The 15,727-nt window shown below is 66.5% G+C and carries 14 protein-coding genes; 3 read left to right on the top strand and 11 right to left on the bottom strand.

Annotated features, from left to right (window positions below; translation table 11 throughout):
- Positions 1-837: 837 nt before the first annotated feature.
- The 10 genes from EEB15_RS30730 to EEB15_RS30685 all read right to left on the bottom strand — a co-directional run bounded on the left by EEB15_RS30730 (position 838) and on the right by EEB15_RS30685 (position 10,606).
- Complete coding sequence (locus EEB15_RS30730) at positions 838-1,188, bottom strand: FKBP-type peptidyl-prolyl cis-trans isomerase (protein WP_141513796.1); 351 nt, start codon at positions 1,186-1,188, stop codon at positions 838-840.
- 25 nt (positions 1,189-1,213) lie between these two features.
- Positions 1,214-2,389, bottom strand: a complete 1,176-nt coding sequence (locus tag EEB15_RS30725) for a fumarylacetoacetate hydrolase family protein (RefSeq protein ID WP_141513795.1) — start codon at positions 2,387-2,389, stop codon at positions 1,214-1,216.
- On the bottom strand, positions 2,386-2,706 hold the full coding sequence (locus tag EEB15_RS30720; protein WP_141513794.1) for a helix-turn-helix domain-containing protein: 321 nt from the start codon (positions 2,704-2,706) through the stop codon (positions 2,386-2,388). The genes EEB15_RS30725 and EEB15_RS30720 overlap by 4 nt, the downstream gene beginning before the upstream one ends.
- Before the next feature lie 110 nt (positions 2,707-2,816).
- Positions 2,817-3,290 (bottom strand): MarR family winged helix-turn-helix transcriptional regulator, encoded by a 474-nt coding sequence (locus tag EEB15_RS30715; RefSeq protein ID WP_141513793.1) that lies wholly within the window; start codon positions 3,288-3,290, stop codon positions 2,817-2,819.
- A 40-nt stretch (positions 3,291-3,330) separates the two neighbouring features.
- Positions 3,331-5,085 carry a tannase/feruloyl esterase family alpha/beta hydrolase gene (locus EEB15_RS30710; RefSeq protein WP_233259694.1) on the bottom strand — a complete coding sequence of 585 codons (1,755 nt, stop codon included), beginning with the start codon at positions 5,083-5,085 and terminating at the stop codon, positions 3,331-3,333.
- Complete coding sequence (locus EEB15_RS30705; protein ID WP_141513792.1) at positions 5,085-6,074, bottom strand: Bug family tripartite tricarboxylate transporter substrate binding protein; 990 nt, start codon at positions 6,072-6,074, stop codon at positions 5,085-5,087. Before EEB15_RS30705 ends, EEB15_RS30710 begins: the two co-directional genes overlap by 1 nt.
- A 112-nt stretch (positions 6,075-6,186) precedes the next feature.
- Positions 6,187-7,173, bottom strand: coding sequence for a Bug family tripartite tricarboxylate transporter substrate binding protein (locus EEB15_RS30700; RefSeq protein ID WP_141513791.1), 987 nt, complete (start codon positions 7,171-7,173; stop codon positions 6,187-6,189).
- Positions 7,174-7,204: 31 nt separating this feature from the next.
- Positions 7,205-7,969, bottom strand: a complete 765-nt coding sequence (locus tag EEB15_RS30695; protein WP_141513790.1) for an SDR family NAD(P)-dependent oxidoreductase — start codon at positions 7,967-7,969, stop codon at positions 7,205-7,207.
- Positions 7,966-9,831, bottom strand: a complete 1,866-nt coding sequence (locus EEB15_RS30690) for a feruloyl-CoA synthase (protein WP_141513789.1) — start codon at positions 9,829-9,831, stop codon at positions 7,966-7,968. The genes EEB15_RS30695 and EEB15_RS30690 overlap by 4 nt, the downstream gene beginning before the upstream one ends.
- A 1-nt stretch (position 9,832) precedes the next feature.
- Complete coding sequence (locus EEB15_RS30685; protein WP_141513788.1) at positions 9,833-10,606, bottom strand: crotonase/enoyl-CoA hydratase family protein; 774 nt, start codon at positions 10,604-10,606, stop codon at positions 9,833-9,835.
- Positions 10,607-10,707: 101 nt separating this feature from the next.
- Here EEB15_RS30685 and EEB15_RS30680 point away from each other — a divergent pair, with 101 nt between their 5' ends.
- A complete protein-coding gene (locus EEB15_RS30680) occupies positions 10,708-11,571 on the top strand; it encodes an amidohydrolase family protein (protein ID WP_141513787.1) in 864 nt (287 codons plus the stop codon).
- A gap of 155 nt (positions 11,572-11,726) precedes the next feature.
- Positions 11,727-13,331, top strand: a complete 1,605-nt coding sequence (gene ushA, locus EEB15_RS30675; RefSeq protein WP_141513786.1) for a bifunctional UDP-sugar hydrolase/5'-nucleotidase UshA — start codon at positions 11,727-11,729, stop codon at positions 13,329-13,331.
- A 13-nt stretch (positions 13,332-13,344) separates the two neighbouring features.
- Here the strand turns inward: ushA and EEB15_RS30670 are convergent, their stop codons facing one another.
- Complete coding sequence (locus EEB15_RS30670) at positions 13,345-14,481, bottom strand: esterase-like activity of phytase family protein (RefSeq protein WP_158290283.1); 1,137 nt, start codon at positions 14,479-14,481, stop codon at positions 13,345-13,347.
- A gap of 177 nt (positions 14,482-14,658) precedes the next feature.
- Here EEB15_RS30670 and phnD point away from each other — a divergent pair, with 177 nt between their 5' ends.
- A complete protein-coding gene (phnD, locus tag EEB15_RS30665) occupies positions 14,659-15,669 on the top strand; it encodes a phosphate/phosphite/phosphonate ABC transporter substrate-binding protein (RefSeq protein ID WP_158290282.1) in 1,011 nt (336 codons plus the stop codon).
- Positions 15,670-15,727: the final 58 nt, after the last annotated feature.

The raw sequence follows: 15,727 nt of genomic DNA, 5'->3' as shown, positions 1-15,727 counted from the left end.
TCACCCAGGCCGATCGCCTCGTCCTGGGCCTGCTCTGCCAACTGCTCCATGGGACACCTCCGACTCAGCTGATGCAACAGCAGAAGGATATCTCAGAAGTCAGTGTTTAAGTTAGCGCTTATGGGATTTGATCCGGCATCCATGACCCCGGCTGTCATTGCGGACTTGATCCGCAATCCATGAACCCGAATTCATTCGTTGTGTTCTGAGGCCGCGTGGCAAAGCTGTGCGTGGGCGGGCTGCGGCGCGATGGCTACGGCGTTCGGCTTCGGTGCTTCGCACCTCCAGCCGAATCCCTTGCGCCGGGAGACCCCGCGACCCGCGCGAAAAAACTCGCCTCCGCTACGCTGCGACTCAAACAATTTTCGCGAGCATGAGACGGTCGCACGGCTGAAGCCGTGCTGGGTCGCGCGGTCACCCGCCGCAAGCGCCTGGGCTTTATTCGCGCCACAGCCCGCCCACGCACAGCTTCGCAAATCATCGAGGCGCGCCACCGGTAGAGTGCCAACACTTCACGGGGCCGCCGACACGTCGGCGCACCACCGCTGGCACGCCACCCTGTCACCGCAACGCCGTGCATGGCCGGGCCGCGGCGCGAATAAAGCACAGGCGCCCGCGGTGGGCCGCAAGACCGTCCAGCGCGGGGACTCCGGCAGGAGCTTGCGAGAGCAAGTGATGCCGGACGCCGTAGCCATCGCGCCGCGGCCCGGCCATGCACGGCGTTGCCGCGCGCGGCCTCAGAGCACAGGCAAGGAGTCATGGATTGCGGATCAAGTCCGCAATGACAGCCAAAGAGAGAGCCCCGCGATCCGGGGCCGCAATGACGACTGAAGCGGCTCAGTGGGCGTCGAGCAGTTCGACGTCGAACTTCAGTGTGGCGTTCGGCGGAATCACGCCACCCGCGCCGCGCGCGCCATAACCCAGCTGCGGCGGGATGATGAGCGTGCGCTTGCCGCCGATCTTCATGCCGGCGACGCCTTCGTCCCAGCCCTTGATGACCATGCCGGCGCCCAGCGAGAAGGCGAAAGGATCGTTGCGGTCCAGGCTGGAATCGAACTTTGCGCCTTGCTGGCCGTCGTTGAAGAGCCAGCCGGTGTAGTGCACGTGCACGTGCTGGCCTTTGGTGGCTTCGGCGCCGCCGCCCACGGTCGTGTCTTCGTATTGCAGGCCGGAGGGTGTGGTGATCATGGGTGTTCCTTTGCTTTTGATGGGTTCAACGCGGCAGTCCGCGGCGGGCGAGGTCGCGCATGAGCGCGGCTGTGCCATAAGTCCACGGTGCCACCTTGTCGCTGGTGTTGACGCGATTGACGAGTGTACCGAGGCGCGGGGTCGACACCGCAACGATGTCCCCGACGACATGGGTGAAGCCCTGGCCCGGGCCATGGCGGTCCTGCGTGGGCGCGAACATGGTGCCCAGGAACAGCATGAAGCCGTCCGGGTATTGGTGATTGGCACCGATGGCCTGACCGGCCAGATCGAGCGGGTCGCGGCTGATCATGGAGATGGCGCTCGAGCCCTGCATCACGAAGCCCTCCGGGCCGAGAACCTGCATCGCCAAGTCGCATTGGCGCACGTCGTCAATGCCGAAGGCATCATCGAACAGGCGGATGAATGGGCCGATCGCGCAACTCGCGTTGTTGTCTTTCGCCTTGCCCAGCAACAGCGCGCTGCGGCCTTCGAAATCGCGCAGGTTCACGTCGTTGCCGAGCGATGCGCCCACCACCTGGCCGCGGCCGTTCACGGCCAGCACGATCTCCGGCTCGGGGTTGTTCCAGGTGCTGGCGGGATGGATGCCGACTTCCGCACCGGTGCCCACCGAGCTCATGGGCTGCGATTTGGTGAAGATTTCGGCGTCGGGGCCGATGCCCACTTCGAGGTACTGCGACCACATGCCTTGCGCGACCAGCACCTCTTTCAAGCGCGCCGCTTCGGCGGAGCCTGGCCGCACGGCCGCGAGGTCTTCGCCGATCACGGAGACCACGGCGGCGCGAACTTCTTCCGCACGCGATGCATCGCCGCGCGCCTGCTCCTCGATCACGCGCTCGAGCATCGACGCGACGAACGTGACACCGGCGGCCTTGATCGCCTGCAGGTCGCACGGCGCCAGAAACCAGGGCAGCGAAGGCTTGCGCGCGTCGTACGCGCTGTTCAACAGGATGTCGGGCGTGGCGCCGATGCGCTTTCCCTGGCTGGCGCGCACGGCAGCGGCGGCGCCGGGCAGTTCGAGCAGCTCACTGCACGTGGCTGCCAGGTGCGACAGGTCGAACACGCCGTCGGGGCGCACCTGCACGACAACGGCTCCCGTGCCTTCGACATGCACGCGGCCGATGAGCAGCGCATCGTGCGCGTCCGCCGGCAACACGCGTGCGGCTTCGAGGTGGGCAATCATGCGGCTTTCTCTTTCTTCTTGATCTGGCTCGCGACCCACTTGGCCGCGAACGCAGGCAGTTCGTGCAGGCGCTTGAGCAGATCGGCGCCCGCAGGCGTGACGACGTAGCCGTCGCTGCCGTGCGTGACGAGTCCCGCTTCGCGCAGTTCCTTGATCCGGGTGTTGAGGGTGTTGGGGGTGATGCCGCCCACGCTGTCCTGCAGCAGGCGAAACGTCTGCGCATGGCCGTCACGCAAGGCCCAGAGCACCCGGATCGCATAGCGCGCCTCCAGCAGCCCCAGCAGCTGGCTGATGGCGGCGTTTTCCTTGGAACTCATGCCAGACGTGCTCCTCGAGCCGGTTTTGTTTTTTGGACGGCGGGGAACGGAGTGTACGCACTTGCCGCTATACAAACAATAGCAGCGTCAGCAAACCGCAACGAGGCAAACTACAGGTAGACTTTTTTCAGCAGGCGGATCAGGGTCTTGGCCTCGGTGGGCGAGAGGCGCCCCGAGACCTCGGCTTCGAGCGCCGCTGCGGTGCGCTCGGCATCGCGCATCAACTTCAGGCCGCTCGGGGTGAGGTGCAGTCCCATGGCGCGGCCGTCGCGCGGATGCGGCTTGCGCGCGATGAGTTCGCGCTTTTCCAGCGCATTGATCATGCCCACCAGGTTGGGCGGCAGGATGCCCAGCGTGCTGCACAACTGGCGCGATGTGATGCCCGGGTTGTGCGTGATGAGGGAGAGCACGGAGAAATCCACCGGCCTCAGGTCGTACGGCGCCATGCGCTCCATGAAGACTTCGATGACGGCCAGTGCCGCCCGCCGCGCGTTGTACCCCAGCAGGCCTTCGAGGTAGCTGGTGTCGACGGCATCAACCGCGGGCGCGGGGCTGGGAGTCTTGCGGGCGGGCACGTTCATCATCGGGCGGAGCGGCGAGCATAGCGCGCCAGTCCTCGCTTCGTCATGGCGTGCAACGGAAGCTGGCGGCGGACTCCGCATCGCCGCCACGATAACGCGGGACCTGTGGGTAGGGGCACAGGAGGCGCGTGCGCGTGGGGCTCCAGGTCGCCGGGACCTCGGGGTTGGGAACGGCAGAACCCGGCCCACGCGCCTGCGCGACAACAGCCTCGGGCGCCTGGCCTTGCTCCACCCACTTCACCAGCGCATCCAGCATGTTGACCTGGTCGGTGGCTGGCCCGCCGCGGCTGTGGTTCATGCCGGGCACCAGGTACAGGCGCGCGTGCTGGTCTGCCGCGCTGACGTGCACCTGCCGGAATGCATCGAGCCACGCGACGGTGTCCAGCGCGGAGAACACCGGGTCCGCCGTGCCGTGGAACGCCAGGAGCTTGCCGCCGCGAGCCACGAAAGCGCGCATCGCCGGATCGGGCGGCGTCATGAAACTCATCGCCGATTCGGTGTAGGGGCCACTGGTCGCGAAGATGGTGGGGAGGTCGCGATCGAGGTTGAACGACAGCGCGTAGTCGATGAGTGTGTTGCCTTGGCCCGTCACCACGGCGGGCGAAGCGGGCGGCGTGCTGAACACGAACGCGATGGCGATCGCGTCGCGCGGGCCCACGCTGTTGACGAACTTCCACGCGCCCCAGTCGCGCCCGGCGATGCCCGGGTCGGCAGGAAGGCCGGCGTACACCGCCGCGCCGGCGCGGTCTTTGGGCCCCGCCAGTACTTTGCCGAGCACCGCCTTTTGCGCATCGCTCAAGCACGTGCCTGCACCCGTGGCGGCCGAACACGTCGGCACGTCGCGCTCGATGCGAAACGCTGCCTGGCAGCCCTGCACGTCGGAAACGATGCCGTCCGCCAGGCCATCGAGGGCGTCGCATCGGGCGAGGACGCTTCGCGCGAAGACCGCGAGGTCGGCCGGCGTGAGCGCCGTCGTGAGGTCGGGCCGCCCGGTCGAGGCGTTGGGTTTGGAGATGCCCGCGAACTGCTGCGCGCCCCAGACTTGGGCCACTGCCGCGCGAGGAAGCCGCCAACCCGGTGTACTGACCAGGATGCCGTCGTACTCTTGCGGCAGCCGCGACGCGGTGACGAATCCGTGGCGGCCGCCGTTCGAAGTGCCTACGAGATACGAGACGTCCGGAGTCTTGCCGTAGTAGGTGCGAATCAGCGTCTTGGCCATCGGCGTGAGCTGCGCCACCGCGTTGTAGCCGTAGTCCAGGCGGGCTTGCGGATCGAGGCCGAACGTCGCACCCCCGATCGGGCTCGTCCGGTCGAAGGCGTGCCCGGCGTCCGAGCTGATGACGGCGAAGCCTTGCTGCAGGCCATTGGTTGCGGGGCCGCCGCCCAGGATGTCGCCGTAGGCCGGCGTCTGGAAGCCGTCCAGCCCGCCATTCGCTTGATAGAAGAAGCGGCCGTTCCACGCGATGGGCAGGCGCATCTCGAAGCCGATCGCGTAGCGCTTGCCGTCCACAGGACTGGTGCGCTCGTGCATCACGCCCTTGACCACGCAATGCTCGGGCATGGGCTGGGCGATGCCCGGCAGGGTCAGCTGGCCCGCGGCAATTCGTTCAGCCGACAGCAACCGCGTTTGCGGAAACGCGAAGCGCGCAGCCAGTGCGTCGCACGCCATCGCGGCACTGGCGGGCGCGGCAGCCTTGGCCGTGGGCCGATGCGGCGTGCTGCCGCATCCGGCGAGCGCAGCGACGCATGCGGCCGCCAAGGCGGCGCGCATCACGCGGCGCCCCGTCGCGGCGCTCATCACGACTCCGCCGTGAAGCCGACCTTCTTGACCAGCGGGCCCCAGCGCGCGAATTCTTCCTTCTGGCTCTTGTCCATGTCGGCTGCCGATGAGCCGTGGGCTACCAGGCCCATCACGGCCAGCGACTCGATGACGCTGCGCTCGCGCAGCGCGGCGTTGATCGCGGCGTTGGCGTTGGCGACGACATATGCCGGCGTCTTGGCCGGCGCGTAGAAGCCGAACCATTCTTCGGTGGTCAAGTCGGCGAAGCCTTGTTCCGCGTACGTGGCCACTTCAGGCGTGAACGGCGTGCGCTTGGCGCCCGACGTCGCGAGGATGCGGACCTTGCCGGCGCGATGGTTGGCCAGCGCGTCGCCGGTTGGAGTCGACGTGGAAGCCAACTGTCCGCCGAGCATGTCCGCCACGGCGGGCAACGAACCGCGGTACGGCACGTGCTTGAGATCGACGCCCGTGTTGATGCCCAGCAGCGCTGCCAGGAAGTGCGGCGTCGAACCGGCGGCGGGCGAACCGTAGTTGGCGTCCTTCGGGTTGGCCTTGGCCCATGCCAGGAAGTCTTTCACCGTCTTCACGCTGGCCGGTACCATCGGGCCGACCGTGAGGGCGTGCGTCATCACCGCGCCCATCGACACGGGAACGAGATCCTTGAACGGGTCGTAGCTGAGCTTGCTGTAGATGTGCGGGTAGATGGCGGTGCACGAGTAGGGCGTGAGCAGGAGCACAGAGCCATCCGGATTGGCCGACTTCACCGTTTCGCAGGCGATGCGTCCGCCGGCGCCGGGCTTGTTCTCGACGACGCCGGCGCTCTTGGAGTACGGCGTGCCGCCGAGCTTTTCAGCTACGCGGCGGCTGGTGCTGTCGGCCGTGCCGCCGGCGGGAAAACCGTTGACGATCTTCACGGCATCGAACGACTGGGCGAAAGCGCCCAGGGGAAAGGCTCCGAGCGCAGCAAGCGAAGCGGCGGACTGGACGAATTGGCGGCGCGTAGTCATTGACAAATCTCCGATCGGTGAACATCCGGGGGCCACCGCGGAACCGGCTTTGCCGGGCCGCCAGTGGCGCCCCCTTGAGGGGGAGGCGGCCGCAGGCCGCTTCGGGGGTGGGCTAGGACTCTGCCGTGAAGCCGATCTGCTTGATGAGGCGGCGCCATTCTTCGGCGTCCGCACGCAGCAGGTCGCCCAGCACTTGCGGCGACGAAGACTGCACCTCCATGCCGACCTGCGCCATGCTGGTGATCAGGTCCTGCTGCGCAAGCGCGGGCTGCAGGTAAGCGGCGGCGCGGCGCACGGCTTCCGGCTTGGCCTTGCCGGGCAGGAAGACGCCGTACCACTCGCGCACGGTGATCGGGTAGCCCTGTTGGCGGTACGTGGCCACATCGGGCACGAACGGGCTGCGGTTCAGGCCGGAGATGGCCAGGATGCGCAGCTTGCCCGACTTGAGGTAGGGCAGGTAGTCGCCGACGGGCGACGACATAGCGGAGATCTGTCCGCCCAGCAAGTCCTGGATGCCGGGCGCCGATCCGCGATAGGGAATGTGCTTCAGGTCGCTGCCGGTCAGCTTGTTCAAGAGGCCCACGATCAGGTGCGGCATGGAGCCGGCGCCGGGCGAGCCGTAGTTGGCCTTGGTGGGGTTGTCCTTGGCCCACGCCAGGAAGTCCTTCACGGTCTTGACGCTCTCGGGCACCGCGGGGCCGACGCCGAAGGCGTGGTTGAAGTAGCAGGCCAGCGAGACCGGCTGAACGTCTTCCAGCGGCTTGTACGGCAGCGTCTTGTAGACGAAGGGGTAGATCGACAGCATGGACGACGGCGTCAGCAGCATGGTGCTGCCGTCGGCCGGGCTGTCCTTGAGCAGGCTGACGGCGATCTGGCCGCCGGCGCCCGGCTTGTTCTCGACCACGACGTTGTTCGCGTAGTTGCCGCGCAGCTTGTCGGCGATGCGGCGAGACATCGCGTCGCTGGTGCCGCCGGGCGGAAATCCGCACAGGATCTTGGCGAGGTCCAGGCTCTGCGCCCGTGCGGTGAGCGGCAGGCCCGTTGAGCCGAGAGCGGCAAGGGCGGCCGTTTGGTTCAGGAAGTGGCGTCGAGTGGTCATGATGTCTCCTGGCTTGTGATCAGTGTAGGGTTCAGCGGGGCGCCATGCGCAATGCGCCGTCGAGGCGAATCACTTCGCCATTGAGGTGGGTGTTGGTGACGATGTGACAGGCCAGCTGGGCGAATTCCTCCGGCTTGCCGAGCCGCGGCGGGAACGGGATGGACGCGGCCAGCGACTGCTGCACGGGTTCAGGCAGCTGGCGCATCAGCGGCGTCGAGAACAGGCCCGGCGCCACGGTGCACACGCGAATGCCGTGCTGCGCGAGGTCGCGTGCCATTGGCAGCGTCATGCCCACCAGCCCGCCCTTGGACGCACTATAGGCCTGCTGGCCGACCTGGCCGTCGAAGGCCGCGACCGAAGCCGTGAACATCATCACGCCGCGTTCGCCGTCTTCCATCGGCGCCAGCTTGGCACATTCGGCCGCGAACAGCCGGCTGGCGTTGTAGGTGCCGATGAGGTTGATGGTGACGACGCGAGCGAAGTCTTCCAGCGGCGCCGCGCTGCCGTCTTTCTGCACCACGCGCTTGGCGCTGCCGATGCCGGCAATGTTCATCAGGATGCGGGCCGGGCCGTGCGCAGCGGACGCCTTCGTGAGCGCGGCAGAGAGGCTGTCGGCGTTCGTGATGTCGCACTGGCACGCCACGCCGCCAATGTCAGCGGCAACCTTCTCCGCCAGTTCGAGATTGACGTCGAGCACCGCGACCTTCGCGCCCAGCCGCGCGAGTTCCCGCGCTGTCGCTTCGCCCAGGCCCGATGCGCCGCCGGTCACCAGTGCGGCTTGTCCTTCGATCTTCATTTCGTATTTTCTTTCGGTGTCAGGGTATGCGGCAATGTGCCGTCGTGCAAGGCATTGACCAGCGCTTCGCGGTGCTTGAGCACGGCGCGCTGGTTGATCGAGCCCTTGTCGGTGACTTCGCCCTTGTCGATCGACGCGGGCTCGTGCAGAAGATGCATGCGCGCGACACGGCTGGCGCTGCCCGTGGCGCCGCTCGCGAGTTCATCCAGCACCTTCTGGAAGTGCGCCTGGACCGGCGGGCTCTCCAGCACGTCCTTCATCGTCGCGCCGTCGGGCAGGCCCGCCAGCTTGCGAATGGCGGTGGTGGGGAAGATCAGCGCGCCGATCTCCTTCAAGTTGATGCCGGTGATCACCGCGTCCTGCACGTAGGGCGCTCCCGCCGCGATGATCTTCGAGCGAAGCGGCCCGACCGAGACGAAGGTGCCGGTGGCGAGCTTGAAATCCTCGGCGATGCGGCCGTCGAACTTCAGGCCCTGATGCACGTCGTTATCGTCGATCCACAGCACCGCGTCACCGGTGCAGAAGAAACCTTCTTCGTCGAACGCCTCGGCGGTCGCATCGGGCGCGCGCCAGTAGCCGGGGGTGATGTTCGGCCCCTTGTAGCGGATTTCCGTCTTGCCATCGGTCGGCACCAGCTTGAGTTCCAGGCCCGGCGTGGGCACGCCGAGGTAGCCGGCCTTGACGTTGGGGTTGGTGACGAACACGGCGAACGGCGACGACTCCGTCATGCCCAGGCCCGTGCCCATCACGATGCGTTCGCCGATCTCGCGCTCCTGCACTTCATGCAGTGTGTCCCACACCGGCTGGGCGAGCGCCGCGCCGGCATAGAAGAACATCTTGACGCGCGACAGCAGGTTGCGGCGCAGCGCGTCATCCGTCTTCATCGCGTTGGCGATGGCTTCGAAGCCCGTGGGCACGTTGAAGTAGACCGTGGGCGCGATCTCGCGCAGGTTGCGCAGCGTCTCGCCCATCAGCGCGGGCACCGGCTTGCCGTCGTCGATGTACAGCGTGCCGCCGTTGTAGACGGTGAGCCCGAAATTGTGGTTGCCGCCGAAAGTGTGGTTCCAGGGCAGCCAGTCCACCAGTACCGGCGGCTCTTGCGCGAGCACCGGCATCGACTGCCGCATCTGCTGCTGGTTGGCGCACCACATGCCGTGGGTGTTGATCACGGCCTTGGGCAGCTTGGTCGAGCCGGAGGTGAACAGGAACTTGGTGATGGTGTCGGGGCCGGTGGCCTGCATCGCGGCGTCGACGGTGGGCGAGGCCTCTGTCGCCAGCAGGGCGGAGAGAGCAGTCGTTGCCCGGCCGTCGATGGCGCCATGGGTCAACACGACTTCGACGTCGGCCGGAACTGCCGCCGTGATCGCCTTGCCGTAACGCGCCGAATCGGCGGCGAAGACCAGGCCTGGTGTCAGCGTCGTCAGCACGTGGCGCAGCTTTTCGTAGTCCTGGCTCACCGTCGAGTACGCGGGCGACACCGGGCAGTAAGGGATGCCGGCATACAGGCAGCCCAGCGCCAGCAGCGCGTGCTCGAGATCGTTTTCGCTCAGGATCGCCACAGGCCGTTCGGCATCGAGCCCGCGGTCGAGCAGGGCCTGCCCGATGCGACGCGCGCTGTCGAGTGCCTCGCCGTACGAGATGCGGCGCCACTCGCCTGTACTGCCATCCGCGTTCCTGGTGCGGCGTGCGATGAAGGTGCGATCGGGCTCGGTGTTGGCCCAATGAACCAGACGGTCCGTCAGGCGGCGGGCGTGCTCGGCCAGGGGCTGCTCGGCGCGCACATAGCGCTCGCCGGCGGGGCCGTCGCGCAAGGCGACGCGCGTCACGCCGAATTCGAGGGGGCGGTACTTGGGCTGGCTCACGTCACACCTTCGCGACTTTGGCGGCCCGGCCTTCCAGGAAGGCGCGGACACGGTCTTTGGCTTCAGGCGCGCTCTGGGCGATGGCGGCCATCAGGGCTTCGGTGAGGAAGCCCTGGTCGGCCGGCTGCTCGGCAATACGCGGCAGGGCGTGCATCAGGGCGTAGTTGGTGAGCGGCGCGTTTTCCGCGACCCGCAGCGCGAGTTCGAAGGCCTTTTCGGAAGCCTGGCCCTTGGGCACCAGGTATTCCGCGAAGCCCACGCGCTCGCCGTCTTGCGCGTTGTAGACGCGGCCGGTGAGCATCATGTCCGTCATGCGTGAAACGCCGATCAGCCGCGGGATGCGGACCGCGCCGCCACCGCCGACGAAGATGCCCCGCGAGCCTTCCGGCAGCGCGAAGAACGCGGACTCATCTGCAACGCGGATGTGGCAGGCGCTCGCCAGTTCGAGCCCGCCGCCGACGACGGCGCCATGCAACGCCGCGATGACGGGAACCGGGCCGTACTGCACCTGCTCCAACGCCGAGTGCCACATGCGGGAGTGGTGCAGCCCCTCGCCCGCGTTGCGGTCCTTGAGCTCGGACAGGTCCAGCCCGGCGCAGAAGTGATCGCCCTCACCGTCGAGCACAGCGGCGCGGACGGTTTCGGGCAGGTTTTCGAACACGCCGCGCACTTCCGCGATCAGGCCGTCGCTCAGTGCATTGCGCTTGGCCGGCCTGCAGAGCCGCACCACGGCAACGGGGCCGCGGATTTCGAGGGAGATGTCTTTGAGGTTCATCAGGGATTTGCGAAGTTGAAGGATTATTGTTATAAATCATAACCAATTCAAGCCGCACTTCCTAGTACTTTCCCTAGGTCGCGCGTAAACCCGGAGCCATCATGGACCACGCCAACCTCATCGCCATCGACGTCCACACCCACGCGGAAGTCAGCTGCTGGAACCCCTTCGACAACTACGGCGAAGAGTACGACCGCGCCGCGGACAAGTACTTCCGCAACAGCCGCCGCCCGACCATCGCGGAAACCATCGCGTACTACCGCGAGCGCAAGATCGGCCTGGTGATGTTCACCGTCGACAGCGAGTCGAAGCTGGGGCGCCGCCGCATCCCGAACGAGGAGATCGCGCAGGCGGCCCAGGAGAACAGCGACATGATGATGTGCTTCGCCAGCATCGACCCGCACAAGGGAAAGATGGGCGCGCGCGAGGCCGAGCGGCTGATCAAGGAACACGGCGTCAAGGGCTTCAAGTTCCACCCGACCGTGCAGGGTTACCACCCGTACGACAAGATGGCCTGGCCCATCTACGAGGTGATCAACGCGCACAAGATGCCGGCCATCTTCCACACCGGCCACAGCGGCATCGGCTCGGGCATGCGCTGCGGCGGCGGCCTGCGGCTGGAGTACAGCAACCCCATGCACCTGGACGACGTCGCGATCGACTTCCCCGACATGCAGATCGTGATGGCGCACCCCAGCTTCCCGTGGCAGGACGAGGCGCTGTCGGTCGCGACGCACAAGCCCAACGTGTGGATCGACCTGTCGGGCTGGAGTCCCAAGTATTTCCCCAAGCAACTGGTGCAGTACGCCAACACCTTGCTCAAAGACCGCATCCTCTTCGGCAGCGACTATCCGCTGATCACGCCCGAGCGCTGGATGAAGGACTTCGAGGACGCCGGCTTCAAGCCAGAGGTGATGCCGGGGATCTTGAAGGGCAACGCGGTGCGGCTGCTCGGGTTGGTTTGACTATGTGGTACGTACCATAGTTGATGGTTTCTTGGCAAGACGGGGGAACAGGATAACGTCTATGCAATTAAATTGGTACGTACCAGTATTGCGAATTTCAGGCCCTAGCTCTATCATCCTGCCATCCCGACTCGATCGGATGGCAGGAGTGAGACATGACGGTACGAAACACGGCGCTGGTGGTTGCGCTCGCGGCCCTTGCGCTGGCCGCGCAGGCCCAGGGCTTCGCGAAGCAGGCGCCGGTGCGCCTCACCATCCTGCACACCAACGACCACCACGGCCACTTCTGGCGCAATGAAGCCGGCGAATACGGGCTGGCGGCGCGCAAGACACTGATCGACGGCATCCGCGCCGAGGTGAAGGCGCAAGGCGGCCATGTCCTGTTGCTGGACGCGGGCGACGTCAACACCGGCATCCCCGAATCAGACCAGCTGGAAGGCGAGCCCGATTTCCGCGGCATGTCGCTCTTGGGGTACGACGCCATGGCGGTGGGCAACCACGAGTTCGACAAGTCGCCGGCCACCCTGGAGCAGCAACGCACGAACTGGTCAACCTTTCCCTGGCTGTCGGCCAACATCTACAAGGGCGGTGCGCGGGCATTCGAGCCGTATCGGGTCTTTCACTTCGGGACGCTGCGCGTCGCCGTGATGGGCCTGACCACCGACGACACGGCGAAACTGGTCGACCGCAAGAAATTCCCCGATGTTTCGTTTCGCTCGCCGATCGAGGAGGCGCGCCGCGTGGTCCCCGAGTTGCGCAAGCAGGCGGACGTCGTCATCGCCGCCACCCACATGGGCCACTACACCGATGGCCGGCGTGGCGTCAACGGTCCCGGCGACGTGGAACTGGCGCGGTCGGTGCAGGGCATCGACGTGATCGTAGGTGGGCACAGCCACACGGCGCTGTGCATGAAGCACGAAAACGTGCGTGTCGAGAACTACGAGCCGGGCGCGGGCTGCCTTCCCGACCACCAGAACGGCGCGTGGATCCTGCAGTCCGGCGACCTGGGCCGGTTCGTCGGCCGCGCCGATGGCGAATACCGCGACGGGAAGTTCCGACTCATGCAGTACAGCCTGCTCCCTGTGAATCTGCGCAAGAGCGGCGCGGCCGAAGGTCCCCGCATCGCCGAAGACCCTGCCATGCTGGCATTGCTGGAGCCCTTCCAGCAAAGGGCGGCCGCCGGTCTGTCGATGGCCGTCGCGACGACCGAGGGACTGTTCGAGGGCGCCCGCCCGCTGGTACGGGCCAGGCAAACCAATCTCGGCATGCTGATCACCGCCGCGATGGTTGACAAGACCAAGGCGGACATCGGCCTCATCAGCTCGGGAGGCGTGCGGGACTCGCTGCCGGTGGGGCTGGTCAGCTACCGCGACATCCTCAAGGTGCAGCCGTTCGGCAACCACATCTACGTCGTCGCCTTGACCGGCGCGGAATTGATGGACTACCTGCAGTTCGCCGCGACCCGGACGCCCGGTTCGGGCGCGCTGCCGCAGATGTACGGGGTGCGGCTGCTCGTCGAGCAGGGACGGTTGCGCCAAGTAGAAGTCGGTGGCAAGCCGGTTGAGCCGGCGGCCACCTACCGGCTGGCCGTCAACAGTTTCGTCGCCAAGGGCGGCGACGGCTACCCCGATCTTTCCATTCACCCGTCGGCGGTGAACACCGGATACGTGGACGCCGAGGTGCTGCGCGAATACGCCGCGTCGCGCAAGGTGCTGCGCGCCGGCGCCTTCGACCCGTCTGGGGTGCTGGTTCGCAAGTGACCTTGCGAGCGGCCTAACGCTCCGCGACCTCGAACGCCAGGAACTGGTTGACCTGTTGCGGCGCGAAGTTGTCGTCGGAGATGAGGATCAGCGTCGCGTTGCCGTTGGCCAGGCGCGGTCCCCAGGCGGCGGCCTCGATGTTGTCAATGCTGCCGATGCCGGCCTGGTTCAAGTCGAGCACGAGGCGCTTTGACATGGGCACGTAGCGGGCCCCGGCCAGCGAATCGACTCCCGCGATGTTGGTGGCGGCGCCGAGCTTGACCTCGTAGATGCGGATCGCGAACTGGAACACCAGCTCCGCGACCTCGTAGCCGCACCGCTCGATCACGAGAAGTGTGTCCTCGTCGACGGCGAGGATCTCGCTCACGCCGTTGTCGGAGCGCAATTTGCCGCCGGTGGCATCGCGCGGGATGGCATCGGCCGGGTAGGCGTACTGCCCGGTCACGCGGCGGTTCGCATCGAGCCTGGTGAAGCGCGCGACGGCGCCGGCCATCCGGCTCGCGGCAGGGCCGTCCTCGTAAAGCGGCGCTTCCATCGCCACCCACAACCCGCCCGAAGGCGTGAAAGCCATGCCTTCGATGGCCAGGTTGTTGCGGGCTCCTCTTTCGGTGTCCTTGTGGGTTGCCAGGTTTGCCGGCAGCGCCACCTCGCCGGCAAACGCGCCGTCGCGGGTGGACTGGCGCACGAACGGGCTGAGCCCGAGCCGGCGGTCGCCTTCGCTGGACCAGAACAGCGTGCCGGTCGCCGGGTCGAAGCGGATGGCTTCCGGATCGGCCACCTCACCGCCAGCCTTGGGCGCCGGGTACAGCGAGCCGTCCGGCCGCTTCAGGCTGACCGCCGATGTGATGTGGATGGACTTGAAGCCGCGCTCATTCACGTCGATGGCTGCGGTGTAGAACCGCGCCGGCGCTTTGTCCGAACGGTCGTCGCTGAGCAGGTACCAGGTGTTGGTGGCAGGGTCGCGGTCGGCGCCCGAGATCCCGCCGAGGTCGCGCGTCAAGGCGGAAGCATCGCGGGTGATGACGACGCTGCCCAGGAAGCCCAGCGATTTGACCGCCGCAGGGGCCGACGCCAGCTGCGCAGGCCCGTGCGCACAACCAGCCAGCGCCAGCGCGCCGAACAGCAGCCAGGCTGCATGACGTGTCTTCACGGGGTTTTCCTCCAGAGTCGGCGTAATTGGTACGTACCATAGCCAATGATGAATTACGAGTCAATAACGAAAACCACAGGAAATGGCGAACAAAATGCATTTATAGTGGTACGGACCAGTTATGAGCTGATTCCAAGGGCGGAACCGGGCAGCACTTTTTCTTTCGGGAGCATGAACATGAACACCCCATTTGGCAACCTCACCCGCCGCGCCGTCCTCGGCTGCGCCGGCGCCTCTCTGGCGCAGGCCAGCGGGCTGGCAAGCGCACAGCCGGCCGCCCGCGGCAAGACGCTGCGGTTCGGCCTGTTCACCGCGCGCGACCGCGAAAAGATGCTGGAGGACTGGAAGCCCTTCATGGCGCTGTTGTCTCGCGCGACGGGCCGCGAGGTCGAGGCCGTCGCGGCGGCCGAGAGCGAAATCGTGACGGCTTTCAAGGCGGGCGACCTGGACCTGGCGTGGCTCGGGAACGTGCCTGCGCTGGAGGTGGTCGAAAGCGGCGTGGGTGCCGTGTTCGCGCAGATCGTCACCAAGGAAGGCCTGTCTGACTACGCGTCGGTCATCGCGGTCGATGCGGCCAGCAAGTTCCAGACGCTCGACGACGTGCTGGCACAAGCGGGCAAGCTGCGGTTGGCCATCGGCGACAAGGGCAGCGTATCGGGCTACCTGGTCCCGCTGTATTACGCGTTCGCCAAGCGCCGAGTCAATGCCCCGGAAAAGGTGTTTCAGCAGGTCACGACGGGCTCGGCCCGCCAGAACCTGACGGCCATCGCCAGCGCGCAGGCCGACGTGGGCGTGAGCAATACCGTGGAGATCGGGTTCCTCAAGGCGAGTAAGTCCGATCTGCTGAAGAAGTTCAAGGTCGTGTGGACGTCGCCGCTGATCCCCCAATCCCCGCTGGTCTGGAACATCGGCCTGCCGGCCGACCTGCGCCGCAAGATCCAGGACTTCTGCGCGTCCTTCGGCAAGAAGTCGCCGGAAGAACTCGTCGCGCTGAACAAGGTTCACCTCGGCGGCTTCAAGGTGTCCAAGAACCGGCAGCTGGTCCCGATCGCCGACATCCAGATGTTCCTGGAGTGGCAGCAGATCAACAACCTGCCGGCGCAGTCGCCCGAGGAGAAGCGCAAGGGCGTCGAGGCGGTGGCGCAGCGCGGCTCGCGGCTGGAGATGCTGCTGAAGATGGAGAAATAGAAAGTTCTTCGCTGAACTCCGTTTCGTGTGTTACGCATTCCTGGACCTCGCGGCCCAG

This window comes from Ramlibacter sp. WS9, assembly GCF_003797765.1.
Classification (GTDB): Bacteria; Pseudomonadota; Gammaproteobacteria; order Burkholderiales; family Burkholderiaceae_C; genus Ramlibacter.
This window is presented reverse-complemented; position numbering and strand designations above follow the sequence as displayed.

Bases quoted from the DNA above. Each gene is read 5' to 3' on its own strand.
- EEB15_RS30730 (WP_141513796.1), bottom strand. From the start codon at position 1,188: ATGATCACCACACCCTCCGGCCTGCAATACGAAGACACGACCGTGGGC.
- EEB15_RS30725 (WP_141513795.1), bottom strand. From the start codon at position 2,389: ATGATTGCCCACCTCGAAGCCGCACGCGTGTTGCCGGCGGACGCGCAC.
- EEB15_RS30720 (WP_141513794.1), bottom strand. From the start codon at position 2,706: ATGAGTTCCAAGGAAAACGCCGCCATCAGCCAGCTGCTGGGGCTGCTG.
- EEB15_RS30715 (WP_141513793.1), bottom strand. From the start codon at position 3,290: ATGATGAACGTGCCCGCCCGCAAGACTCCCAGCCCCGCGCCCGCGGTT.
- EEB15_RS30710 (WP_233259694.1), bottom strand. From the start codon at position 5,085: ATGAGCGCCGCGACGGGGCGCCGCGTGATGCGCGCCGCCTTGGCGGCC.
- EEB15_RS30705 (WP_141513792.1), bottom strand. From the start codon at position 6,074: ATGACTACGCGCCGCCAATTCGTCCAGTCCGCCGCTTCGCTTGCTGCG.
- EEB15_RS30700 (WP_141513791.1), bottom strand. From the start codon at position 7,173: ATGACCACTCGACGCCACTTCCTGAACCAAACGGCCGCCCTTGCCGCT.
- EEB15_RS30695 (WP_141513790.1), bottom strand. From the start codon at position 7,969: ATGAAGATCGAAGGACAAGCCGCACTGGTGACCGGCGGCGCATCGGGC.
- EEB15_RS30685 (WP_141513788.1), bottom strand. From the start codon at position 10,606: ATGAACCTCAAAGACATCTCCCTCGAAATCCGCGGCCCCGTTGCCGTG.
- EEB15_RS30680 (WP_141513787.1), top strand. From the start codon at position 10,708: ATGGACCACGCCAACCTCATCGCCATCGACGTCCACACCCACGCGGAA.
- ushA (WP_141513786.1), top strand. From the start codon at position 11,727: ATGACGGTACGAAACACGGCGCTGGTGGTTGCGCTCGCGGCCCTTGCG.
- phnD (WP_158290282.1), top strand. From the start codon at position 14,659: ATGAACACCCCATTTGGCAACCTCACCCGCCGCGCCGTCCTCGGCTGC.